Source organism: Arthrobacter sp. Sr33 (assembly GCF_054511195.1).
This window is the reverse complement of the sequence record NZ_JBTNDD010000001.1, coordinates 1-20,689: the sequence shown is the minus strand read 5'-3', so window position 1 is coordinate 20,689 and position 20,689 is coordinate 1. Positions and strand designations below refer to the sequence as shown.

General features: G+C 64.0%; 18 protein-coding genes, 1 tRNA gene and 1 other RNA gene. 11 read left to right on the top strand and 9 right to left on the bottom strand.

Translation table 11 applies throughout. The annotated features are described in order from the left end of the window. Positions 1–135: 135 nt before the first annotated feature. Together ACX80T_RS00100 and ACX80T_RS00095 are read left to right on the top strand one after the other, a co-directional pair. Positions 136–1,068, top strand: coding sequence for an ABC transporter ATP-binding protein (locus ACX80T_RS00100; protein WP_459303477.1), 933 nt, complete (start codon positions 136–138; stop codon positions 1,066–1,068). Next, positions 1,065–2,201 (top strand): ABC transporter permease, encoded by a 1,137-nt coding sequence (locus ACX80T_RS00095; RefSeq protein ID WP_459303476.1) that lies wholly within the window; start codon positions 1,065–1,067, stop codon positions 2,199–2,201. The genes ACX80T_RS00100 and ACX80T_RS00095 overlap by 4 nt, the downstream gene beginning before the upstream one ends. 19 nt (positions 2,202–2,220) lie before the next feature. Here the strand turns inward: ACX80T_RS00095 and recR are convergent, their stop codons facing one another. The 4 genes from recR to ffs all read right to left on the bottom strand — a co-directional run bounded on the left by recR (position 2,221) and on the right by ffs (position 6,788). Beyond that, positions 2,221–2,817 (bottom strand): recombination mediator RecR, encoded by a 597-nt coding sequence (gene recR / locus ACX80T_RS00090; RefSeq protein WP_019483259.1) that lies wholly within the window; start codon positions 2,815–2,817, stop codon positions 2,221–2,223. Positions 2,818–2,856: 39 nt separating this feature from the next. Then, positions 2,857–5,730 carry a DNA polymerase III subunit gamma and tau gene (locus ACX80T_RS00085; RefSeq protein WP_459303475.1) on the bottom strand — a complete coding sequence of 958 codons (2,874 nt, stop codon included), beginning with the start codon at positions 5,728–5,730 and terminating at the stop codon, positions 2,857–2,859. 44 nt (positions 5,731–5,774) lie between these two features. After that, positions 5,775–6,668, bottom strand: coding sequence for a tRNA glutamyl-Q(34) synthetase GluQRS (gene gluQRS / locus ACX80T_RS00080; RefSeq protein WP_116778367.1), 894 nt, complete (start codon positions 6,666–6,668; stop codon positions 5,775–5,777). A 24-nt stretch (positions 6,669–6,692) separates the two neighbouring features. Beyond that, positions 6,693–6,788: signal recognition particle sRNA small type (ffs, locus tag ACX80T_RS00075), an RNA gene on the bottom strand. 191 nt (positions 6,789–6,979) lie between these two features. Here ffs and ACX80T_RS00070 point away from each other — a divergent pair. After that, a tRNA-Ser gene (locus ACX80T_RS00070) sits at positions 6,980–7,064 on the top strand. Positions 7,065–7,262: 198 nt separating this feature from the next. Here the strand turns inward: ACX80T_RS00070 and ACX80T_RS00065 are convergent. After that, positions 7,263–8,234: an oxygenase MpaB family protein gene (locus tag ACX80T_RS00065; protein WP_050994863.1), complete on the bottom strand. Its 972-nt coding sequence runs from the start codon at positions 8,232–8,234 to the stop codon at positions 7,263–7,265. Positions 8,235–8,285: 51 nt separating this feature from the next. Between ACX80T_RS00065 and ACX80T_RS00060 the strand changes: the two genes are divergently transcribed. Then, positions 8,286–8,786, top strand: a complete 501-nt coding sequence (locus tag ACX80T_RS00060) for a glutathione peroxidase (protein WP_019482289.1) — start codon at positions 8,286–8,288, stop codon at positions 8,784–8,786. Here ACX80T_RS00060 and ACX80T_RS00055 read toward each other — a convergent pair. Continuing rightward, on the bottom strand, positions 8,783–9,673 hold the full coding sequence (locus ACX80T_RS00055; RefSeq protein ID WP_024476223.1) for a Cof-type HAD-IIB family hydrolase: 891 nt from the start codon (positions 9,671–9,673) through the stop codon (positions 8,783–8,785). The genes ACX80T_RS00060 and ACX80T_RS00055 overlap by 4 nt on opposite strands. A 96-nt stretch (positions 9,674–9,769) precedes the next feature. Between ACX80T_RS00055 and ACX80T_RS00050 the strand changes: the two genes are divergently transcribed. From ACX80T_RS00050 to ACX80T_RS00030, 5 genes are all read left to right on the top strand, one after another. Next, positions 9,770–10,441 (top strand): hypothetical protein, encoded by a 672-nt coding sequence (locus ACX80T_RS00050; protein WP_237742100.1) that lies wholly within the window; start codon positions 9,770–9,772, stop codon positions 10,439–10,441. Continuing rightward, positions 10,434–11,879 (top strand): multicopper oxidase domain-containing protein, encoded by a 1,446-nt coding sequence (locus tag ACX80T_RS00045; protein WP_024476221.1) that lies wholly within the window; start codon positions 10,434–10,436, stop codon positions 11,877–11,879. The genes ACX80T_RS00050 and ACX80T_RS00045 overlap by 8 nt, the downstream gene beginning before the upstream one ends. Then, the gene (locus ACX80T_RS00040) at positions 11,876–13,375 is read left to right on the top strand and encodes a multicopper oxidase domain-containing protein (protein ID WP_459303474.1); all 1,500 of its coding nucleotides are present in this window, start codon (positions 11,876–11,878) and stop codon (positions 13,373–13,375) included. The genes ACX80T_RS00045 and ACX80T_RS00040 overlap by 4 nt, the downstream gene beginning before the upstream one ends. Positions 13,376–13,460: 85 nt before the next feature. Further along, positions 13,461–13,760, top strand: a complete 300-nt coding sequence (locus ACX80T_RS00035) for a type II toxin-antitoxin system VapB family antitoxin (RefSeq protein WP_024476219.1) — start codon at positions 13,461–13,463, stop codon at positions 13,758–13,760. Continuing rightward, a complete protein-coding gene (locus tag ACX80T_RS00030; protein ID WP_459303473.1) occupies positions 13,753–14,460 on the top strand; it encodes a LytR C-terminal domain-containing protein in 708 nt (235 codons plus the stop codon). Before ACX80T_RS00035 ends, ACX80T_RS00030 begins: the two co-directional genes overlap by 8 nt. A gap of 7 nt (positions 14,461–14,467) precedes the next feature. Here ACX80T_RS00030 and ACX80T_RS00025 read toward each other — a convergent pair whose 3' ends face one another. The 3 genes from ACX80T_RS00025 to aceA form a co-directional block, all read right to left on the bottom strand. Next, positions 14,468–15,184: a DsbA family oxidoreductase gene (locus ACX80T_RS00025; protein WP_019482296.1), complete on the bottom strand. Its 717-nt coding sequence runs from the start codon at positions 15,182–15,184 to the stop codon at positions 14,468–14,470. Positions 15,185–15,321: 137 nt separating this feature from the next. Then, a complete protein-coding gene (gene aceB, locus ACX80T_RS00020; protein ID WP_024476218.1) occupies positions 15,322–16,941 on the bottom strand; it encodes a malate synthase A in 1,620 nt (539 codons plus the stop codon). Positions 16,942–17,061: 120 nt separating this feature from the next. Further along, positions 17,062–18,402: an isocitrate lyase gene (gene aceA, locus ACX80T_RS00015; protein WP_024476217.1), complete on the bottom strand. Its 1,341-nt coding sequence runs from the start codon at positions 18,400–18,402 to the stop codon at positions 17,062–17,064. A 146-nt stretch (positions 18,403–18,548) separates the two neighbouring features. Between aceA and ACX80T_RS00010 the strand changes: the two genes are divergently transcribed. Together ACX80T_RS00010 and rraA are read left to right on the top strand one after the other, a co-directional pair. Then, positions 18,549–20,057 carry a helix-turn-helix domain-containing protein gene (locus ACX80T_RS00010; RefSeq protein WP_116778368.1) on the top strand — a complete coding sequence of 503 codons (1,509 nt, stop codon included), beginning with the start codon at positions 18,549–18,551 and terminating at the stop codon, positions 20,055–20,057. A 37-nt stretch (positions 20,058–20,094) separates the two neighbouring features. Continuing rightward, on the top strand, positions 20,095–20,571 hold the full coding sequence (gene rraA, locus ACX80T_RS00005) for a ribonuclease E activity regulator RraA (RefSeq protein WP_116778369.1): 477 nt from the start codon (positions 20,095–20,097) through the stop codon (positions 20,569–20,571). Positions 20,572–20,689 lie beyond the last annotated feature (118 nt).

The following is a 20,689-nucleotide window of genomic DNA, read 5'->3' as shown; positions in this document are numbered from 1 at the left end:
GTTGCCGTGCGACGACTACGGCGCCTCGGTTGACGGTCCAAGTTTAGCCCTGTGCCTTTTGTGGCAGCCAATTGCGCGTCCGATTGTTCCGTCCATATCCCCTGGAGGTGACGCAAGTCGCATAGGGTTCACCTTATGAACAACGAGTATGGGGGAATCGTTGCCAGAGGGATTGCGCGGAGTTTTGGCTCCGTTGCGGCTATCAGGCACATCGACTTTGCGGCGCCGCCCGGCGAGGTGACAGCGCTGATTGGGCCTAACGGCTCAGGCAAGACCACTTTGCTGCTGATCCTTGCCTCGCTCCTCGCGCCCGACAGTGGGACGCTCACGGTTGGCGGGGTAGACCCGATGCAGGACGCCGCGGCGGTGCGACGCCGGGTGGGGTGGATGCCTGACACCCTGGGGGTGTGGGAATCGTTGACCGCTACCGAGATCCTCACCGTCATGGGCTCGCTCTATGGAATGCCGGTTGGGCAACGCCGGTCACGGGCTGCGGAGATGCTCGCCGCCGTACGCCTCGAGGAATTCGCGGACCAGCCAGCACGGGTGCTGTCCCGGGGGCAGCAGCAGCGACTGAGCCTGGCGCGGGCGCTGATCCACGACCCGGCGGTTCTCCTCCTCGACGAGCCGGCATCGGGGTTGGACCCGGGCTCCCGGGTGGAACTTCGCGCCACCCTGCGGTCTCTGGCAGACCAGGGGAAGACCGTTGTGGTGTCGAGCCACGTGCTGTCTGAACTCGACGAAATCGCGGACCGTGCGGTGTTCATCAATCGTGGTGAGTCGGTCAAGAATCAGACGCTTGATGAGGCAGGCACCCAGATCCGCCGCTACTACATTCAGGCGGAACCCATGCAGCCGCTGGCGGATGCCCTCACCAGCCATGGCGTCGAGTTCGAGGTGCGTGGCGATTCCCGCCGCGCCGAATACCAGGTGCTGGTTAGCAGTGCAGACGAGGCGGCGTGGCTGCTACGCACCCTGGTCATGGCCGACGTCGCGATTACCGCTTTCGCCCCGGCGGGTGGAGCCCTCGAAGAAACCTACATGAGCCTCGATACGGACAGACAATGAGCGTTTCAATCGCAGAGCAGCCGGGCTCGACCGGCGCGTCCCCTGACCTGGCCCTGACGTACTGGGGCGGCGTCAAAGCCGTGTTCGGCCTCGAAATGCGGCAGCGGCTCCGTGCCCGGGCCTGGTACATCATGCTCCTCGTATGGTTCGTTGTCATCGGCCTGGTGTTTTTGCTGGCATCGGTGACCACTGCTGCAACGTTCGGATCGGGGGCCATCCTTTTCGACCTGGTGGTGGGCTTCGTCCTCTTTTTTGGGCTTCTGGTGGCGCCGGGACTTTCAGCCAATGCCGTGAACGGAGATCGAGCGGCCGGGACGCTCGCCATCCTGCAGATCACCCTGCTCACCCCTGGGCAAATCCTGTGGGGCAAGTGGCTCGCCTCCTGGGTTGCCTCGCTCGCCTTCCTTCTGGTCAGTACCCCGTTCATTTTCTGGGCGCTCGCTCTCGGCGGAGTGAACCCCGCGGAGGCTTTCGTCTCGCTGCTGATGCTCAGTGTGGAACTGGGTATCGTGTCAGCGATCGGGATCGGCATTTCGTCGTTGGCCAACCGGCCGCTCTTCTCCATCGTCACCACCTATATGGTGGTGGCCCTGCTGGGTATCGGCACCCTGATCACTTTCGGCCTGAGCTATGCGCTGATCGAGGAGGAGAACGCGGAGGTGACCTACTCGTACCTGGAATATCCGGCGGACACTGATTTTTCGGTAACGCCGCCGCCGGAAGACCAGCTGGAATGCGTCACCCAGACCCAGATCCAGACCGTGCACCACACCGAACGGACGGCCTGGTTACTAGCAGCCAACCCCTTTGTCATTGTGGCGGATGCGGTGCCCTACGGTCGCGGGTTCGACGTCGGCCAGATGTCGGAGCCGACTAACGCCGATGTCTACCGGCAGCCCGGTATCATGGAGAGCATCAGCAAAGGTGTCCGCTACCTGCAGGCCGGACCCGACTACGACATAAGCTGCGATGAGGTCCAGGGCTACGGCCGGGACCTCCCTGAAGACCGGTTCCCGATCTGGCCCCTCGGGCTGGTGCTGCAGTCGGTGCTCGCCGGCGGACTGTTATGGCTCGGGCAGCGGAAGCTGGTGACCCCGGCCCGGCGGCTCGCGCAGGGGACCCGGATCGCCTGATCCGAGCCGGGGGACAGGGCTAGGAAACGGTGCGGCGTCCTTCGAAGGCGCGGCCGAGGGTCACTTCGTCGGCATATTCGAGGTCGCCTCCCACCGGCAGTCCTGAGGCCAGGCGTGTCACCTTGATCCCGATGGTCTTGAGCATCCGGGCCAGGTAAGTGGCGGTCGCTTCCCCTTCGAGGTTCGGGTCGGTGGCGATGATGATCTCCTCGATCTTGTCGTCGGAGAGTCTGCTGAGGAGCTCACGGATCCGGAGCTGGTCCGGGCCGATACCAGCAATCGGGTTGATGGCGCCGCCGAGCACATGGTAGCGCCCCCTGAACGATCGGGTCCGTTCGACGGCGATGACGTCCTTTGACTCTTCCACCACACAAATCGCTGTCGGGTCGCGGCGCGGATCGCGGCAGATCCCGCAGGTTTCCTGCTCAGCCACATTGCCGCACACCGTGCAGAATTTGACCCGTTCTTTCACCGTGACGATGGCATTGACCAGGCGCTTGATGTCCTCGCCGTCGCCCTCCAGGATGTAGAAGGCCAGCCTCTGGGCCGACTTGGGTCCAACTCCCGGAAGCCTGCCCAGTTCGTCGATGAGCTCCTGGACTGCGCCTTCGTACACTGGACCTTCTTCTGGTTGCTATTTCACTGGAACGGAACGCTAGGGGCTGTCGACGCCGCGTTCCTCAATCAGTTTGCCGTTCAGGATGCGTTCGATGGCTGAGCGTCCAACCAGCCCGGACTCTTCGATGGTTTCATCGTCGGCGCTCGGCTCGTCCTCAACGTAGGTCAAGTCTACGGCGCCTTCGGGGGGATTGGCCGCTTCCTCTTCCAGCCGCTTCCGCTCCGCTTCGTCAAGGAGCCGCTGATACCTGCTGAGCGGTTTGGCTGGCTGGCCGGCGACCGCCGGTGGGGGCTGGTCAACCGCAGGAGCCCGCGGGGGCTGTTGCTGCGATGTGCCCACCGGGTCTGCCGTCGGCCGTTCCTGGGCTTTTTCCCGAACCGGCGCGTCGGGCTGCGCCGGTGTTGAGTTCTGACCTGGGGCGGTCTGCGGCGGACGGCGGGTGGACAGGGTCTGACCAGAGTCGTCGGGGGCTGCGGGTTGGGCTGTTTGCCAGGCATTGCTTTCCGGGCCCAGATCATATTCGTCGGAGGGCGGCTCCACGGAGGCCCACGAGTCGTCCGGTTCCGAAGTTGCCACCCTGCTTCGCTGGGGGCGGCTGGGTGTGGCGGCGGGTGTAACGGGGGGCTGCGGGGCGGGACCGCTCTGGCCTGCGCTGGTGCTGGGGCCGGTATTCCAGCGGGCCGGCGTGGCCTCGACTGACGGTTCCGCGGCCCGGGTGGGGGCCGCAGGTGGCGGCGAGCTGGGCGGCGCAGAGGATGCTGACGGCGCCGAAGCTGCCGAAGCTGCCGCCGTGGCGGGAGCGGACGGGGCGGACGCCGAGGGAGTAGCGGGCGCCGCACCGGGCGTTACGGACGCCGCCGGTTCCGCGGGTGTAGCTGCGGATGGTGGTGCTGCCGGGGTTGCAGGCTGGTGAGGTCCGGCTGGCGCCTCAGGTGAGGGCGCCGTTGTCGGGAGCGACTGGCTCGGCTGAAGTGATTTGGGCGTCGAGCTGCTGGGAGGCTCTGTCGGCGCCTGCCGACTAGTGGGTACTTTTGGGTTTGGCTCACCCGCTGCCGCTGCTCCGTCGTGGAGTACTTCGATGGTGACGTTCAGGGCCAGGATTTTGTGGATCGCCTGTTTCACGTTGTCCATGTGAGTGCCGCGCTGGAAGGCGATGGCGTTTCCCTGGGTCGCGAAGGCGAGGACCAGTTGGTTCCCGTTCATGCTCCGCGGCTTGGCATCCGGATTGACGTTGAGCCACGTGGTGCGTTTGATGCGGGCGAGTTCATCCATGATCTCGGGCCACGCACGCCGGATCATTTCCACCTGCGGTGCCCCGGAGGAGGAAGAAGCCGATGCTGGGTCCTGCCGCGCAGGCTCGGGCGCGGCCGGGGATGCGGCCGGCGCCGACGACGGGCCCGCAGCCGGACCTGAAGCATTCTGGCCCGCAGCATTCTGCCCTGCAGCTGAACCTGCAGTGTTCGGAGCTGATGTGGCCGGGCCTGGTGTGGCCGGCCCTGATGCGGTCGGCGCTGGGCTGCTCGGGGCTACGCCAGCCGGGGTGACTGACGGTGTCGTTGGCTTCTCTGCGGGAGCAGTCTCCTCGGGCCACGTCGCAGTACTGGCCGTCTTCCCATCCGGGTCGGAGCCCGCCGAGGGGGCAACGCCCTGGGAGCGGCCTGCCGGGATCGCGGGAGCGTGGTCCTGGGCGGTGGCAGCAGGGGCTGTCGGTTGGCTGGGCGCGGCATCGGACCCGGCGTCGGACCCGGCGTACTGCAGGCGGCGTTCGATCCGGTCAACGCGGGCCAGGGTTCCCCGCTCGGTCTCATCGGCGGCGGGCAGCAGGATCCGCGCGCAGATCAGCTCAAGGTGAAGACGCGGTGACGTGGCACCGGTCATCTCGGTCAGAGCCGTGTTGGTGATGTCCGCGGCGCGGGAGAGTTCGCCGCGGCCCAGCTGGTTGGCTTGGGTGCGCATCCGGTTCAGCTGGTCGTCGGGGGTGCCCCGGAGGATCGCCGCCGCACTGTCGGGAACCGCGTTCACGATAATCAAGTCGCGGAACCGCTCCAATAGGTCCTCAACGAACCTGCGTGGGTCATGCCCAGTCTGGATCACCCGGTCGACGGCGCTGAACACCGTGCCAGCGTCGCCCGCGGCGAAGGCGTCGACGACGTCGTCAAGCAGGGACGCATGCGTGTAACCGAGGAGGGACACGGCAAGCTCATAGTCGAGACCGTCCGGACCGGCGCCGGCCATGAGCTGGTCGAGTACGGACAGTGAGTCACGCACGGACCCGCCGCCGGCCCGGATCACGAGGGACAGCACCCCTGGGGCCACGGGGATGCCCTCCTGTTGGCAGAGCAGATCAAGGTAGGCCATCAGCGGCTCGGGCGGCACCAACCGGAACGGGTAGTGGTGGGTGCGGGACCGGATGGTACCGATCACTTTGTCAGGTTCGGTGGTGGCAAAGATGAACTTGATGTGTTCCGGGGGTTCTTCGACGATCTTCAGGAGGGCGTTGAAGCCCGCCGACGTGACCATATGGGCCTCATCGATGATGAAGATTTTGTACCGGTCGCGGACCGGTGCGAAGGTGGCGCGCTCCCGGAGATCACGGGCGTCGTCGACGCCGCCGTGGCTCGCAGCGTCGATTTCAATCACGTCAAGGCTGCCGGAGCCGCCGCGGGCGAGCTCAACACAGCTATCGCAGACCCCGCAGGGGACCGGGGTGGGGCCCTGGGCACAGTTCAGGCAGCGCGCCAGGATGCGTGCCGATGTTGTTTTTCCACAACCGCGCGGACCGGAGAACAGGTAGGCGTGGTTGACCCGGCCCTTCTCAATGGCAGCCATGAGGGGCTCGGTGACGTGCTCCTGGCCAATGACGTCCGCGAAGGCTTCGGGACGGTATCGGCGGTAAAGGGCTGTGCTCACAAAAGAACCCTATCGGTTGGTGGTGACGTATTGCGGTGGCGGAATCAGGACAGCTCGCCGGGCTCAACTATCCAGGCTTCACGCGGCACTCCTGCCGGGTGAAACGCCTCGAGCGCTCCTGCCAGCGTACCCGCCGGGAGCCCCGCCGACCGAAGGATCAGGTCCCTCACCGAGCTGGCGGTCCAGCCCTTATCGGCGAGCGATTCGAGGGTGACGGCGCCGTCACGCTTGGCGAGGCGCTGCCCTTCCCGGTTCAACGCGAGTGGGACATGCGCGTACTGGGGCGGGGCGATCCCCAGCAGGCTGGCCAAATAAGCCTGCCGGGGGGCGGAGCTGAGCAGGTCATCGCCGCGGACCACCTGGTCGATTCCCTGCGCGGCGTCGTCGACCACCACCGCAAGATTGTACGCGGGAACACCGTCACTGCGGACAATGACCAGGTCATCCACCGGTCCGGTGTAGCTGCCGTGCAACTCATCCTGGACCGTCCAGTCGGTCACCTCGGATCGCAGCCGCAGAGCAGGGGGTCGGCCATGCTGGCGGTTACGAGCCGACGCCGGCAGGGTCCGGCAGGTGCCCGGGTAGGACCCGGGTAGCGAATGGGGGGCGGTGGCGGCCTCGGCAATGTCACGGCGGGTGCAGTAGCACTCGTAAAGCAGGTCAGCTTTCCGCAAGGACCCGACAGCGGCCTGGTAGAGGGGGAGCCGGTCACTCTGACGGACCGGTGCCGCATCCCAATCGAGCCCGACGGCGGTGAGCTCGGCGAGCTGCGCGGCCTCGGCTCCGGCGCGGGCCCGGTCCAGGTCTTCGATCCGTAGCAGGAAGGTCCGGGAGGTGCTGCGTGCAAACAGCCAGGCGAAGATCGCGGTGCGGAGGTTCCCCAGATGTAGCTCGCCGGAGGGGCTGGGGGCGAAGCGGCCAGCGCCGGGGCTGTTCATCGGTGCTCCTGCAGCATCAGGGGATGAGAAGACCCCCCATGCACCTGCCAGAGCCCGCTTACCCTTGCTACCTTCCGGTCCTGGGGGAGTTCACAGGGTGACACCACATGAGGGGCCGGAAACGAGTCTACAGGAATCTCGGGGCCGGATTCGAACCGGCAGAATCGTCGGTCGCCGTGCCGCGGGGCGGGCCGAACGCTGGCTGATTGTCCGCTGAACCGGGTGTGATCCCAGAGCTGCCCGACAAGGTCACACGGCGGCGATTCGTTAGATCGTTCGCTAGTGGGTATTCTGGTATCTGCTCCAAACTAGGAGGATTCGCCTAGCGGCCTATGGCGCACGCCTGGAACGCGTGTTGGGTTAACGCCCTCGGGGGTTCAAATCCCCCATCCTCCGCACATTGGAAAGCGGCTCAGACAAGGTATTACGCCTGTCAGGGCCGCTTTTCCTTTTTTCCGTGTATCGGATCCCGGTCCCGCGACACTTCCCGCAGGACCGGCTCAAACGACCACCCACCAGCCCGTTTCGCTGAGGATGAGAGGTCAGGCGCAGCGAAATCCCGTCCCGGCGGGCAGCTGTGACGTTGGCGGGACCTCACATCCCGGGCTGGGGTGGATTCGCTTCAGCGTCAGTGCCCCGCAGCCGGGCGAGCCGGCGGAGCGCGGCCGCCTCGCTCGGGCCCTCGGGGCCGAGGCCGAGACGGACGATGAACATGACCAGGCGCGTCGCGGTGCGCACCGGCAGCGGAATGGGCCCCAGCGACGGAACACGGAGCCCTAACAGGTCCCGGTGGCGGGGTTCGAGTGTGGCCACGGCCCCTGCGAACAACACCCGGTAGCCGAATCGCTGTGACATCGGCAGCGGCGGACGTTTGATGTACCGGAGCGCTTCGGTGACCTGCGGGCCGCACACCAGCTCGTCGTCGAACGCTGCCAGTTGCGCTGCCAATTCAGCCGCCGACTCCGGCGGATCGGTGACCCCCATGAGTCGCCCGGCCTGTGCCCACTCAGCCACATAGTTGTCGGCACCGCCGGGAATCGGCGGCCCATACGCCAGATGTGACGCCAGAAAAGCGTCAGTGAAGGCCAGATGCACCCAGCGCAGCAGATCGGGGGAACCCGCCGAGTAGGGCTGGGTGACACCCCTACTGTCGATGTAGGTACCAGTGACCCGCTGATGGAGCCGCTGCACCCAGGCCGAACCGGCCTTCGCCGTTTCGGCTGAGCCGTAGGTGACGGTGAAAATCCACTGGATGGTGCCGGCGAGACGGCCGAGTGGGTCCTCGCGGTACCGGGAGAAGTCGTGGACGCCCGCCATCGCACCCGGGTGCAGGGCCTGCAGCAGCAGCGCCCGGATCCCGCCGACCAGGGGGGTCATTGACCCGTGCACCGCCCAGGCCGCTGACGACGGCGGGAAGTAGCCGACGTCGTCGCCCTCGTCCAGCTTCTCTGCCCAGGCTGGTGGGACCTCCGCGTTGCCGGTGAAGGTCTTGCGGAGCTGGGTTCGCCAGGCGGTTAGCCCGGTGTTTCTAAGTGAGGCCACTCCTTCATTATTGCCTAGGCCCATCCGCTGGCTGTTACCGTACGAATGCTAAGCAGTCGCCTACCGGGAGTAACCATGTCACCAACGAATCTGCATTCCATCCCTCTGACCATGAACGATGGCACCGAGAGGTCGTTCGGCGATTTCAAGGGCAAGACGGTGATGGTGGTGAATGTTGCGTCGAAGTGCGGCTATACCCCGCAGTACGGGGGGCTGGAAAACCTGTACCAGAAGTATCGGGACCAGGGATTTGTGGTGGTCGGAGTGCCCTGCAACCAGTTCATGAGCCAGGAGCCCGGCACCGACGAGGACATCCAGTCCTTCTGCTCCACCACCTACGACGTCACGTTCCCGCTGACCAAGAAGGCCGACGTGCGCGGCAAGAATCAGCACCCGCTGTACTCGGAGCTGACCAAGTTCAAGAACGGAATCCTGCCCGGCATGGTGAAGTGGAACTTCGAGAAGTTCCTGGTGAATGATCAGGGCTCGGTGGTGGCGCGATTCGCTCCGACGGTTGAGCCAGAGTCGGCAGAGGTTGTCGCGGCGATCGAGGGTGCCCTCGATAAGGCAGCCTAACTGCGTGCCGGTTCCTCGCTGGCGGTCTGCAACGATCGCACGCAGCGGGCCAGGAAGGCGGCTCCGGCGTCGTCGTTGGTCAGGTGATCCTCGGTGAGCACGGGGTACGGAGTCTCAGGGACCCCATCGGCGGGCCGGACGTCAACATGGGCGACGTCGTACCCGTGTTCGTGGAGGTAATCGGCCATCGCGTAGTCGGTGCGTGAATCCCCGACCGTCCGCCAGCGGGACGGAATCTGGCCGAGCAGGGCCAGGGCCCGTTCGGCGCCGAGGTCCTTGCCGAGACGGACCGATTCAATGTCGGTGGAGATGATGGTCGGGTCGATCCGGTAGTCAATGTTGTCATCGCTGTCCGGTGCATGGTGGGCCAACCGGCAAACCCCCATCCCGAAGGACCGCATCAGGGCCAGCGCGTCGGCGTCGAACCCGGCCTGCTCAGCCAGGTAGTCGGTGTTGTCCACCTCAATGTGCTGTTCCACCGACACCATCGCGTATTTGGTCTCATCGAAAAACATGTGCCCGAAGTACTTTTCCGCCACCAGATCGCGGATCCCTGCCCCGAACTCCTTCGGCAGCGCCAGAGCCTGGTCGACATGCAGTTTGCCCGCCCCCGACCGGTCGAAGCTGAACCACACGCCCCCCTTCTCGCAGATGGCGTGGAACACCACACCCTCGGGGATCCCCGCCGCCAGCATTGGCTCCATCACCTCGCTGCGGATGAACGAATCAGACCGGCCCGTGTTGAAGATGACCGGCCACCCGGCGGCGGCGAGGGTCATCAGGTCCTTGATGATCGCCGGCCGCACGGTCCGGGACACGGGGCTCGCGATTGGTCCGTCGACATCCAGCAGAAGTCCGGTCAGCGGGTGAGTGATCGTAGCAGGCATACACCTATTCTCCATGTTTTCTACAAGGTGCCGAAGTGAAAATTGAGCGGTGACAGTTAATACCCGAAGAAGTCACTGTTAAGAGCGGATAGACCGATGACCACACTGTTAGGGGAAGTATCGCAATCCATTGGCGACGCAGGGATAGTCAGTGAGGTAGGTTGCACGGCCGATGAGAGCCCGGGCCTGACTCGCCGTGTCTTTGGTGTGCTGGTCGGGGTCACGGTGGCTGGCACAGCGGCAGCGGGCGGCCTGCTGGCAGCGGGTACCTCTGCCAATCCGCCGGGAGTCAAGACCTCCTTCGGCAGCGTTCGACTGACCGAGGCCGAGCGGCAGATGCGGCTTCCCCCGGCACAAGATTCCAGCGGCGGCGGTACGTCTGCTCAGGCCGTGACTGGCCACCGCGGTCACGGGCCTGCGGTCATCGGTCATTCAGTTCAACCGGCAAACAGCACCTGGGGGGACCATATTGCCCTTCGGTTGGAAGTCCATAATGCGACTGACCAACCGGTGCTCTTTGCCCCGGGCCAACTGCGGCTGCAGGTCGGGGTGGATGGACCCACCGTGACGAACCGAGACGCGGAAGCTGTCACTGGCCCGCTACCAGCCGGATCGACAACATCCCTGTGGATCAATTTCCTGGTGCCCTCAGATGAGACGAGTCTCTCCGCTGAGTTCACTGACCCTTGGGGCGGCGGGGCCCCGCTGACCCTCGAACTGCCGTCCGTGCTCCACCGGCCTGGTTCGCTGGCGGTGGATCATGACTGACATCCAGGAAACCGCGAAAACCAGCGTCGGGAACGTGGCGAAACCCACTGATCTTATGGCGACTGCCGGTCAGCTGGGCCGCTGGGACTTCCTCAGGTATGGAGCCGCCGCAAGCGTTGGGGCAGCGGCGTTGCTCTACGGGCAGTCTTCCAAGCCCGCCCAGGCCCGTGTAGTTGCATCGAGCCAGCCTCTGGCGGTCACCCCTCTTCCAGGGGTTCTAGATCTGTACATCAACGATGGCTACCTGAAAATGGTCGATGCCTCACTGGTGTATCACCGGGGATTTGGTGATCGTCCTACTGACGTCAACGACGCCAACCCTAGCCTGGCTATTGTTCCGAAGGTGTTCACAGCCGATGGTCGGCTAGTGGAGAGCCGAAGTTACCCTTTGGACGCCGTTCTTCCACCGGAAGGGACTCCGCTGCCTTACGGCCCGGATCCGGCTAACCCGGGGCAGTACTTCATCCGCCGCAACTACTGGGCGAGCTATTTTCCACAACGAACTATCATCGCCGAAGTGGGAAGCAGAATTCGCCTTCGGGTGCACAACCGGCTGTCCAAGCCTCATGAGTTTACTCTGCATGGGGCCGGACCCAACCGCGGCAACGTCAGTACCGGGATCATTGATCCGGCAGGAAGCAAATTATTGGAACTTGATGCGCCCGCCCCCGGAACCTATATCTACTCCGATCCGACCAATCAGCCAGTGGAAAGGGTTCTGGGTCTCTTCGGGGTCCTGCTGGTCATCCATCCGGACCATCAGTGGGCTATCGGGGAGGATCTTGCTTCGTTCGAACGGCAGTGGCTCTGGATCTGCCACAATGTCGACTCGGTGTGGGCCGGGATCGAGGCCTCCGGGGGAACCGTCGACCCACGCAAAACCAAAGCAGTACCGCGTTATTTCACGCTCAACGGACGCAGCGGCTATGAATCGCTCGGCATCACCACCAACGACGCGTTGAATCTGGCGACTGAGGAAGAGACGCTGATTTCGGGCTACCCGCGGCAGGTGGACGTGCGCCAGTTCGGCGAGGGCACTGAACTGGGGACGCTGCGCGGAGGGCAGCTTGTCAGGCTAGTCAACCCCGGCATTGTGTTCCATCAGATGCACTTCCACGGCAACCACCTGTGGACGGTGGGGCGAAACAATTATCCCTGGCCGCGCAGGGAAGGCTTCGTGGACCCCGAGGGGCATGTGGTGGTCCAACAATGGGAGGACGTAGTCGAACTGGAACCCATGGACCGTAAGGACTGCATTCTTCCGATCAAGCGGCCACCAGATGCCGTCAACGCTGTCTGGGCAGCCAGGACCACCGACTGGGGATACCCAATGCACTGCCATGCGGAGCCATCGCAGACAGCCGCTGGTGGTATGTACCCGGGCGGGATGGTTGCCCACTGGACGCTGAAAGCACCAATCATAGGAACAGGACCATGACCAACGTTCAAGTACCCAATAGACGCGATGGTCGCCGCACCTCGATGTTTAAACGCCAGGCAGAGCGGGATGAGGAGCTTGCCAAACGCCAGCGGGAGGCGGAGAAGAAGGCCCGGGAGGCCGCTGAGAAAAAGCGTAAGGAGGCGAAGAAGAAGGCCCGGGAGGCTAATCGTAGGAAGTCGACCCCTAGTCCGAGTGCAACAGCAACAGCGACTCCTTCGGCTACAGCCAGCGCATCTGCTACGCCTGTTCCCACTCCCACAGTTACTGCATCGCCCACTCCCACAGTTACTGCATCGCCCACTCCCACAGTTACTGCATCGCCCACTCCCACAGTTACTGCATCGCCCACTCCCACACCTACACCTGTACCTCCTGTCAACGATGACGGGACGCCGAGTCACCGCTTCCGCAGTCAGGCGGACTTCAGCTCAGACCAGATGGATGTGGATAACCCCGTCACAGAATTTTTACAAACCCCGCAAACAGCAGTGGTTTTGAAATTCTTTTCCCGGGACCTTGAATTTGATGACGGAAATAAATTCGAGATTTGGAGTTTCGAATCGGAAAATTCCGGGCGAAGCCTGCCGGGACCGACGCTGCGGCCCAAAGAGGGCGAGATATTCCACGCAACATTTACTCCGAGTAAAGGAGCTCACACTATCCATTGGCACGGCATGGAGCCGGACCCACGCAACGACGGCGTAGGTCACACCTCCTTCGAGATTGGAGAAACCTACACCTACCAGTGGCAGGCCGAACTGGGTAGACCCGGGGACCCCAACTATGGGGCGGCGGGAACCTACTTTTATCACTGCCACGTAAACACGGTTTTACACGCCCAGATGGGAATGTTCGGTGCCCTGGTGGTTGACCCAACGGTGCATCCCGACTATCCGGTAAGCCCAGGAGCCCGCAGAGCCTTCGTGGACGGACCCGAGTACGACATCGCGACGGAATGCATCCTCGTTCCATATTCGGTGGATGCCCGCTGGCATGAGATGGACCATGCTGCCGGGCTGTCCGGCGAGGACGTCGGTTTGAATCGGTTTGAGCCCAAGCACTTCTATCTGCTGGGAGGTAATCTGGCGGACCCGGGTGACACTGATGACCGCGTCTGGAGCCTCTCGACCATCCAGGCCAACGTGGTTCCGGGGGAACGAAAGCCCACCCTCCTGCGGATTCTGAACGCCAACTATCTGCCCAACCGGATGTACTTCACTGACGCGGAGGGGAACCCAGCGCAGATTGCCGAGATCATTGCCCACGACGGGCGGCCCTTCAGAGACACCTCTGTGCCAGGGGTACCTTCTCCCCCCTGCTCGGCAGCGGGCTATCCGCTGCTCACCAGCCTGCTGAGTTTCGGGGCAGCCGAACGTTACGATGTCATGCTGACGCCGCCTTCGGCGGGCCGATACGAGCTAAGGGTCGAGTGGGAAGATTGGATTACCGGCGAAATCCTTGCGAAACGCACTGTGCCAATCATCGCTACCTGACGGCTGAACGTAACCTTTCGGCCACTAAGGACCGTTAGGTGCGGCTCATGTTCCATTGCCCGATGATGTTCTCTAGTCTGTATTGGTGATCTTCAAAGCCGTAAGCGCAGGACGCCCCTACCCTGACCATGGATATGTGACCCCCAAGGATTGGGCGGGTGTGGCACCCCGACAGGTACGGCTGGACGAACTGGTGACCACCAAAACCACCCTCGACCTCGAGGCGCTCCTCGCCGAGGATTCAACATTCTTCGGTGACCTGTTCCCGCACGTGGTTCAGTGGAACGAGACGCTTTATCTGGAAGACGGGCTGCACCGTGCCGTCCGCACGGCCCTGCATCAACGAACCATTCTGCACGCGCGCGTGCTGGTGATCAATGACTGACCAGCCCCCGCACCGGCACGAGACCAAAAAGTCCAAGAAAAACCCCATTGAATGGCATGGCCACCGGATCGTTACTGAAAACGATCTGGACAGCGTCTTCGCAGACACGGGGGAGGTGGAGCGCCCGCACATTTACATGCGCCGGCTCCGCCACGGGGTGGTTCTGGTCGTACTGGTTGCTCTCCTCGCCGCGGCGGTTTTCGTCGCGATAGGAATCAACCGTGGAGACATCCGCATCGCTGCGCTGGAACCGGACCTGGAGCCGACGTACACCTGCCCGGCGGGCCCGTTCGAGGTGCAGTCCCCTTCGGCCGTCACCGTGAACCTGTACAACAGCACAACCATTTCCGGTCTGGCCGGATCGGTCGGTGAGGGCCTGGCGGAGCGAGCATTCGTGTTGGGCGAGATCGGCAACCGCAAGGTGAACCGGGTCGGCATGACCGCCATCGTGGTTGCCGGACCAGAGGGCTACGCGAATGCCTTCACCGTACAGCGCCAGATTCCGGGAACCATCTTCGTGGAGGATGAGCGCACTGACGCGACCGTCGACGTCGTCGTCGGCTCAGGGTACGAGGGTCTCATCGCTGAAGCCGAGCTGGATGAAACTCCGGCCGGACTGGTGTGCACCGACCCGACGACGGCGTCTGCCGAGGCCGAGTCCACGACGGGTGCACCGGAATCGACCCCGGCGGCCCCCTAGCTGCAGGCTAGTTGCAGCCCTCCGGCCCGCACGCTTCGCCGTCGGCGGAGGCCGCGGCGGATCCGGCGGGATTCACGAGGGTCAGCGGGTTCGCTTCCTGCCACGCGGTGGTGAGCGCCTCGGCGAACAGATCGGCGGGCTGGGCTCCGGAAATGCCGTACTTCCGGTCGATGACGAAGAACGGTACTCCGCTGATCCCGAGCGTGCGTGCCTCGGCAATATCGTGGCGGACGTCGTCGGCGAACCGGTCTGTGCCGAGGGTGGCCCGCACGTCGTGCTCCGTGAGGCCGATCTCCTTGCCGAGCTCCACCAGGAAGTCCGTGTCCGAGGTGTCTTTGCCCTGTTCAAAGTGGGCGGACAGGATGGCCTCCTTGGCGGCGTCGCCGAGCCCCTGGGATTTGGCCAGGTGCAGGAACCGGTGGGCGGTGAAACTGTTGCCCACCACGACGTCCTCGAACCTGAAGTTCAGTCCCTCGCCGGCGGCCGAGGCGGACAGGCTGTCCCACATCTCGCGGATCCGGTCTTCGGAGATACCCTTGCGTTCAGCGAGGTACTGCTGTTCGGTGCCGTCATAGTGATCCGGGAGATCCGGGTCCAACTGGAAGCTCTTCCAGGTCACGGTGACCTGATCGCGGTGTTCGAAGCCGGCGAGGGCGGTCTCAAACCGGCGCTTGCCGACGAAACACCAGGGGCACTTGACGTCTGACCAAATTTCAATCTGCATACATCGCACAACGCGGGGTTGGCTCCGGGGTATTCCCGCTACACCCCACCGCAGCCGCGCCGCAGCCGCGCCGCACCCTCACCGCACCCTCACCGCACCCCGCGGTGGAGGAGCGGCGGGGTGCGGTGAGGATCGGTCTAGACCGTCGCCAGCTCGCGGTTCTCGTGCAGGTAGCGGGCGTAGGCAGGGACGGTGAGGAACGTGGGGAATTCCTCACCGAGGGCAACCTCCTCGAAGATTGCCAGGGCGTCGTCGAAACGGTCGCCGTCAAAACGCTCCATCGCCGCGAACTCCTCCTCCAGCAGCTCGGCGACCCACCCGTGGGTGATGGCCTCGCCGTCGTCGGTGACGGCGCCCGAGTAGATCCACTGCCAGATCTGAGACCGCGAAATCTCGGCCGTCGCAGCGTCCTCCATCAGGGAGTTGATCGCCGCAGCCCCGTTGCCACGCAACCACGACTCGATGTACCTCACGCCCACCTCAAGGTTCTCGCGGATCCCGGCCTCGGTGATGACCCCGGGGGTGCCTGCGATGTTGAGCAGTGCCTTGTCGTCGGGGAGGACGTCGTCGCGCAGCCTGGTCAGCTGGTTGGGCCGCTCGCCGAGGATGGCGTCGAACACCTCCATCGCCACCGGAACCAGGTCCGGGTGGGCTACCCAGGAACCGTCGAAACCGTCGTTCGCTTCCCGGGTCTTGTCCGCCCTCACCTTTTCCAGTGCGACGGCGTTCGCTGCTTCGTCTCGCCGGTTCGGGATGTTGGCCGACATGCCGCCAATCGCGTGGGCGCCCCGGCGGTGGCAGATTCGCACCAGCTGCTCCGTGTAGGAGCGCATGAAAGGCGCGGTCATGGTCACCATGGACCGGTCGGGGAGGACGAAGCGGGGTCCGCGGGTCCTGAAGTTCTTGATCACCGAGAAGATGTAGTCCCACCTGCCAGCGTTCAAACCGGCGGCGTGTTCGCGCAGTTCGTACAGAATTTCCTCCATTTCGAACGCGGCGGTGATCGTTTCTATCAGCACCGTGGCGCGGATAGTGCCCTGGGGCAGCCCCAACAGTTGCTGGGCCTGGACGAAAATGTCATTCCAGAGCCGTGCCTCGAGATGGTTCTCGATCTTCGGCAGGTAGAAGTAAGGGCCCCGGCCCTGGGCGATGAGCGTCCGGGCGTTGTGGAAGAAATGCAATCCAAAGTCGACCAGGCCGCCGGCGATCGGGGTGTTGTTGATCAGCAGGTGCTTCTCGGGCAGGTGCCAGCCGCGGGGGCGCACCACGATGGTCGGCCGATCCTCTCCCAACCGGTATTCCTTCCCTTCCGGAGAGGTGAAGCTAATGCGGTCCGCCAGCGCGTCGCGCAGGTTGAGCTGCCCGTTGATGACATTGGACCAGCTGGGAGTGGAGGAGTCCTCCATGTCGGCAAGCCACACCTTGGCGCCTGAGTTGAGGGCGTTGATGGTCATTTTCCGGTCGACGGGTCCGGTGATCTCCACCCGGCGGTCCTCCAGGCCCGGGGCGACCGGCGCAACCCGCCAGCCGTCGTCGTCGCGAATGTGTTTGGTCTCGGGGAGGAAACGCGGATCGGTGCCGTTGGAGATCCTGGCGCGGGACTGTTGCCGCAGGTGCAGGAGTTCCTGCCGGCGGCTGGCCGTCGACTGGTGCAGTTTCCGGAGAAAGTCGAGGGCTTCCGGGGTGAGGATTTCGTCCTGGCGGCGCACGGCCGGCGCCGTCAGGGTAACGCCGTTGAGGGTGATCAGGTTGTTCATGGTGTGCCTCCTGGGAAAATGTGGGTGCCCCGCCCCCAGCCCCGGCCATCTTAGGTGGGGGCCGGGGTGGGGCGTGGGACGGAGTAGGGATGGGGTGTGGAGCGGGGCGTGCAGCGGGGGTTAGTGGAACTGCTGCGCCTCGGTGGATCCGGCCAGGGCGAGGGTGCTGCCCGTGGGGTTGAGGGCGGTGGCAACCTGGTCGAAGTAGCCGGTTCCCACCTCACGCTGGTGCTTGGTGGCGGTGTAGCCCCGGGACTCGGCAGCGAATTCGCGCTCCTGGAGTTCGACGTACGCGCTCATGCCGTCGCGGGCGTAGCCCTCGGCCAGGTCGAACATCGAGTAGTTGAGCGCGTGGAACCCTGCCAGGGTGATGAACTGGAAGGTGAACCCCATCGCGCCGAGCTCCCGCTGGAACTTGGCGATCGTTGCGTCGTCGAGGTGCTTTTTCCAGTTGAACGACGGCGAGCAGTTGTACGCCAGCATCTGGTCCGGGTGCTCCGACTTGATGCCCTCAGCAAACTTGCGCGCCAGGTCAAGGTCGGGGGTTCCGGTTTCCATCCACAGCAGATCCGCATACGGCGCGTAGGCCCGTCCCCGGGCAATGCACGCCTCGAGGCCGTTGCGCACCTTGTAGAAGCCCTCGGAGGTGCGCTCGCCGGTGATGAACGGCTGATCCCGTTCGTCGACGTCGGAAGTGATGAGTGTCGCGGCCTCGGCGTCGGTGCGAGCAATTACTACTGACGGCGTCCCAGCGACGTCGGCGGCGAGCCGGGCGGCGTTGAGGGTGCGGACGTGCTGCTGGGTCGGGATAAGTACCTTACCGCCGAGGTGCCCGCACTTCTTCTCCGAAGCGAGCTGGTCCTCCCAGTGAACGCCAGCAGCGCCGGCCTGGATCATCGATTTCATCAGCTCGTAAGCGTTGAGTGGACCGCCGAAGCCTGCCTCGGCGTCGGCGATGATGGGAACCAAATAGTCCTCCACCGTCTGGACCCCTTCGGCGAAGTCGATCTGGTCCGCACGCAGCAGTGCGTTGTTGATGCGGCGCACCACGGTGGGCACCGAGTTGGCGGGGTACAGTGACTGGTCCGGATAGGTGTGCCCGGAGTTATTGGCGTCGGCGGCGACCTGCCAGCCGGACAGGTAAATTGCTTTCAGGCCCGCCTTGACCTGCTGCACCGCCTGATTACCGGTCAGTGCGCCAAGCGAGTGGGTGTACTCACCGGTGCGGGCCTGTTCGGTCAGCTGCGTCCACAGCTTCTCGGCGCCGCGCCGGGCGAGGGTGTGCTCCTCCTGGACCCGGCCGCGAAGGCGGACGACGTCGGACGCCGAGTAGTCGCGCGTGACGTTATCCCAGCGGGAATTGGCCGACCACTCGAGTTCCAGCTCCCGCTCGGCCGATCCTTCGGCGCTCTGGCCTGTCGATGCGGTGTTTGCCTGTGGGGTGGTCTGGTCCTGTGTCATTGCATTCTCCTTTGAATTCCCTGAGCCGTTGATTCGAGTGCGTGAAGTGTTCGTTGGCTTCGTAAAACCAACCTTTCTCTCATTTCAACCCCTTGCCTAGCCGAAACTGCTGGCAAAAAACGCACTTCTTCGCGTAACCTCAATAAATGACCAACATGCCGATCAAACCAGCCACCTGGAACCGACCAGAATCCGGTGGAGCCGCTGAGGCGGGCGCCGGCGCGCCGGACGACCTCGACGCGATCAGCCTGGGCCGACGGATCCGACATCTCCGGAAAGCGAAGGGGATGACGCTCGATGACCTGGGCGCCGTCGTCGGCACCGTCGCGTCGCAGCTGTCGCTGATCGAAAACGGCAAACGTGAACCAAAGCTGGGGATGCTGCAGGGCCTCGCGTCGGCCCTCGGGGTAGGCATCGATCAGCTGTTGGGTGCGGAACCTCCCACCCGGAGGGCAGCACTGGAGATCGAGCTGGAGCGGGCGCAGCGCGGCCCGCTATACGGGGCGCTCGGGCTGCCGAAGGTGCGGATCTCCTCACGGCTGCCGATGGAGGTACTCGAATCGCTGGTGGGCCTTCAGGGCGAGTTGGAGCGCCGGCTCAACGAGCAGGTGGCCACCCCGGAGGAGGCCCGTCGGGCCAACGCCGAGCTGCGGCGCGAGATGCGCAAACAGAACAATTACTTCCCCGAACTCGAGGCCGAGGCGCAACGGGTGCTGGATTCGGTGGGGCACACCGCTGGGCCGATGTCCCAGCACCTGATTGCCGACATCGCCGCCCATCTGGGGTTCACCCTCCATCACGTGGGCGACCTGCCGCATTCAACTCGTTCTGTCACCGATTTGAAGAACCGCAGAATTTACCTGACCCAGTCCCAGCGCACTGACCACGATCCGCGCTCGGTGCTGCTGCAGGCGCTCGGGCATTACGTGCTGGACCACCAGACGCCTGAAAATTATCGGGAGTTCCTCAGGCAGCGCGTGGCCACCAACTACTTTGCCGCGGCACTTTTGCTGCCGGAGAAGCCTGCGGTGGAGTTCCTGCAGCGCTCGAAAGCGGCGAAGGAGATTGCCGTGGAGGATATCCGGGACGCGTTTGCCGTGTCCTATGAGACTGCGGCGCACAGGTTCACCAACCTCGCCACCGAGCACCTGGGCATCCCCACCCATTTTCAGAAGACCCATGAGAGCGGGATCATCTACAAAGCCTATGAGAACGACGGCGTCACCTTTCCCCAGGACCACACGGGTGCCATTGAAGGCCAGCCCTCCTGTAAACGCTGGACTTCACGGGTGGTGTTTGAGGTGGCTGACAAATTCCGCGCCTACAACCAGTACACGGATACGCCCAGCGGCACCTACTGGTGCACGGCCCGGACCGAACGGTCAGCGAGCGGGGAGTTCTCGTTGAGCATCGGGGTGCCGTATGCGCATGTGAAGTGGTTCAGGGGCAGGGACACCACCATGAGGGAGAAGTCCTTTTGCCCGGATGAGGCGTGCTGCCGGCGTCCGCCGTCGTCGCTGGCTGAAAATTGGGCAGGTCACGCCTGGCCGAGCGCCCGGGCGCACTCACATCTGCTGGCCGCAATGCCGCCCGGCGCGTTCCCCGGGGTAGATGAGACCGAGGTGTACAGCTTTCTGGAGGCCCACTCGGGTTGATCTTTCACAATCTCAAACCACCGATCAGGAGAAGAACATGGACCTATCCACAGCGGACCTCTACGACCAGTTCGGAGACACCGTTCAATCAGTTTCAATCCAGTTCCAGGATCTGGGAGGGGAGCAGGCTTTCAGCGGGCCGATACGAACCGTGAAGTGCTATCACGACAACGTGGTGCTGAAGTCGGTCCTTTCCACGCCTGGTGCGGGCGCGGTCCTCGTCGTCGACGGCGGTGGCTCACTTGAGCGGGCGCTGATGGGAGACATGATTGCGGAGATCGCGGTGAAGAACGGGTGGAACGGCGTCATTATCAACGGTGCAATCCGTGACCGCGCGGTGCTCGCTGGGTTGCCCCTCGGCGTGAAGGCACTCGGCAGCAATCCCCGCAAGAGCGTCAAGAACGGCGTCGGTGAGATTGACGTGCCGGTGGCGATTGGAGGGGTCATCTTCACCCCCGGAGGGACCGTGTATGCCGATACCGATGGGATTCTCGTGGCGGGCCCAGCAATGTAGCCACTCGACACAGTAGCTTCTGGGCAAAAAAGTGGTGGGGGGAGGGTTTTTGGGGGGGATTACCTTTTTTTTTTTTTCTTTTTTTTCTTCCTTTTTTCTCTTTTCTCGTCCCTCCTTC

Coding starts and splice junctions, on each gene's coding strand:
- ACX80T_RS00100 (WP_459303477.1), top strand. CDS start 136: ATGAACAACGAGTATGGGGGAATCGTTGCCAGAGGGATTGCGCGGAGT.
- ACX80T_RS00095 (WP_459303476.1), top strand. CDS start 1,065: ATGAGCGTTTCAATCGCAGAGCAGCCGGGCTCGACCGGCGCGTCCCCT.
- gluQRS (WP_116778367.1), bottom strand. CDS start 6,668: ATGAACAGCCCCGGCGCTGGCCGCTTCGCCCCCAGCCCCTCCGGCGAG.
- ACX80T_RS00065 (WP_050994863.1), bottom strand. CDS start 8,234: ATGGGCCTAGGCAATAATGAAGGAGTGGCCTCACTTAGAAACACCGGG.
- ACX80T_RS00060 (WP_019482289.1), top strand. CDS start 8,286: ATGTCACCAACGAATCTGCATTCCATCCCTCTGACCATGAACGATGGC.
- ACX80T_RS00055 (WP_024476223.1), bottom strand. CDS start 9,673: ATGCCTGCTACGATCACTCACCCGCTGACCGGACTTCTGCTGGATGTC.
- ACX80T_RS00050 (WP_237742100.1), top strand. CDS start 9,770: ATGACCACACTGTTAGGGGAAGTATCGCAATCCATTGGCGACGCAGGG.
- ACX80T_RS00045 (WP_024476221.1), top strand. CDS start 10,434: ATGACTGACATCCAGGAAACCGCGAAAACCAGCGTCGGGAACGTGGCG.
- ACX80T_RS00040 (WP_459303474.1), top strand. CDS start 11,876: ATGACCAACGTTCAAGTACCCAATAGACGCGATGGTCGCCGCACCTCG.
- ACX80T_RS00030 (WP_459303473.1), top strand. CDS start 13,753: ATGACTGACCAGCCCCCGCACCGGCACGAGACCAAAAAGTCCAAGAAA.
- ACX80T_RS00025 (WP_019482296.1), bottom strand. CDS start 15,184: ATGCAGATTGAAATTTGGTCAGACGTCAAGTGCCCCTGGTGTTTCGTC.
- aceB (WP_024476218.1), bottom strand. CDS start 16,941: ATGAACAACCTGATCACCCTCAACGGCGTTACCCTGACGGCGCCGGCC.
- aceA (WP_024476217.1), bottom strand. CDS start 18,402: ATGACACAGGACCAGACCACCCCACAGGCAAACACCGCATCGACAGGC.
- ACX80T_RS00010 (WP_116778368.1), top strand. CDS start 18,549: ATGACCAACATGCCGATCAAACCAGCCACCTGGAACCGACCAGAATCC.
- rraA (WP_116778369.1), top strand. CDS start 20,095: ATGGACCTATCCACAGCGGACCTCTACGACCAGTTCGGAGACACCGTT.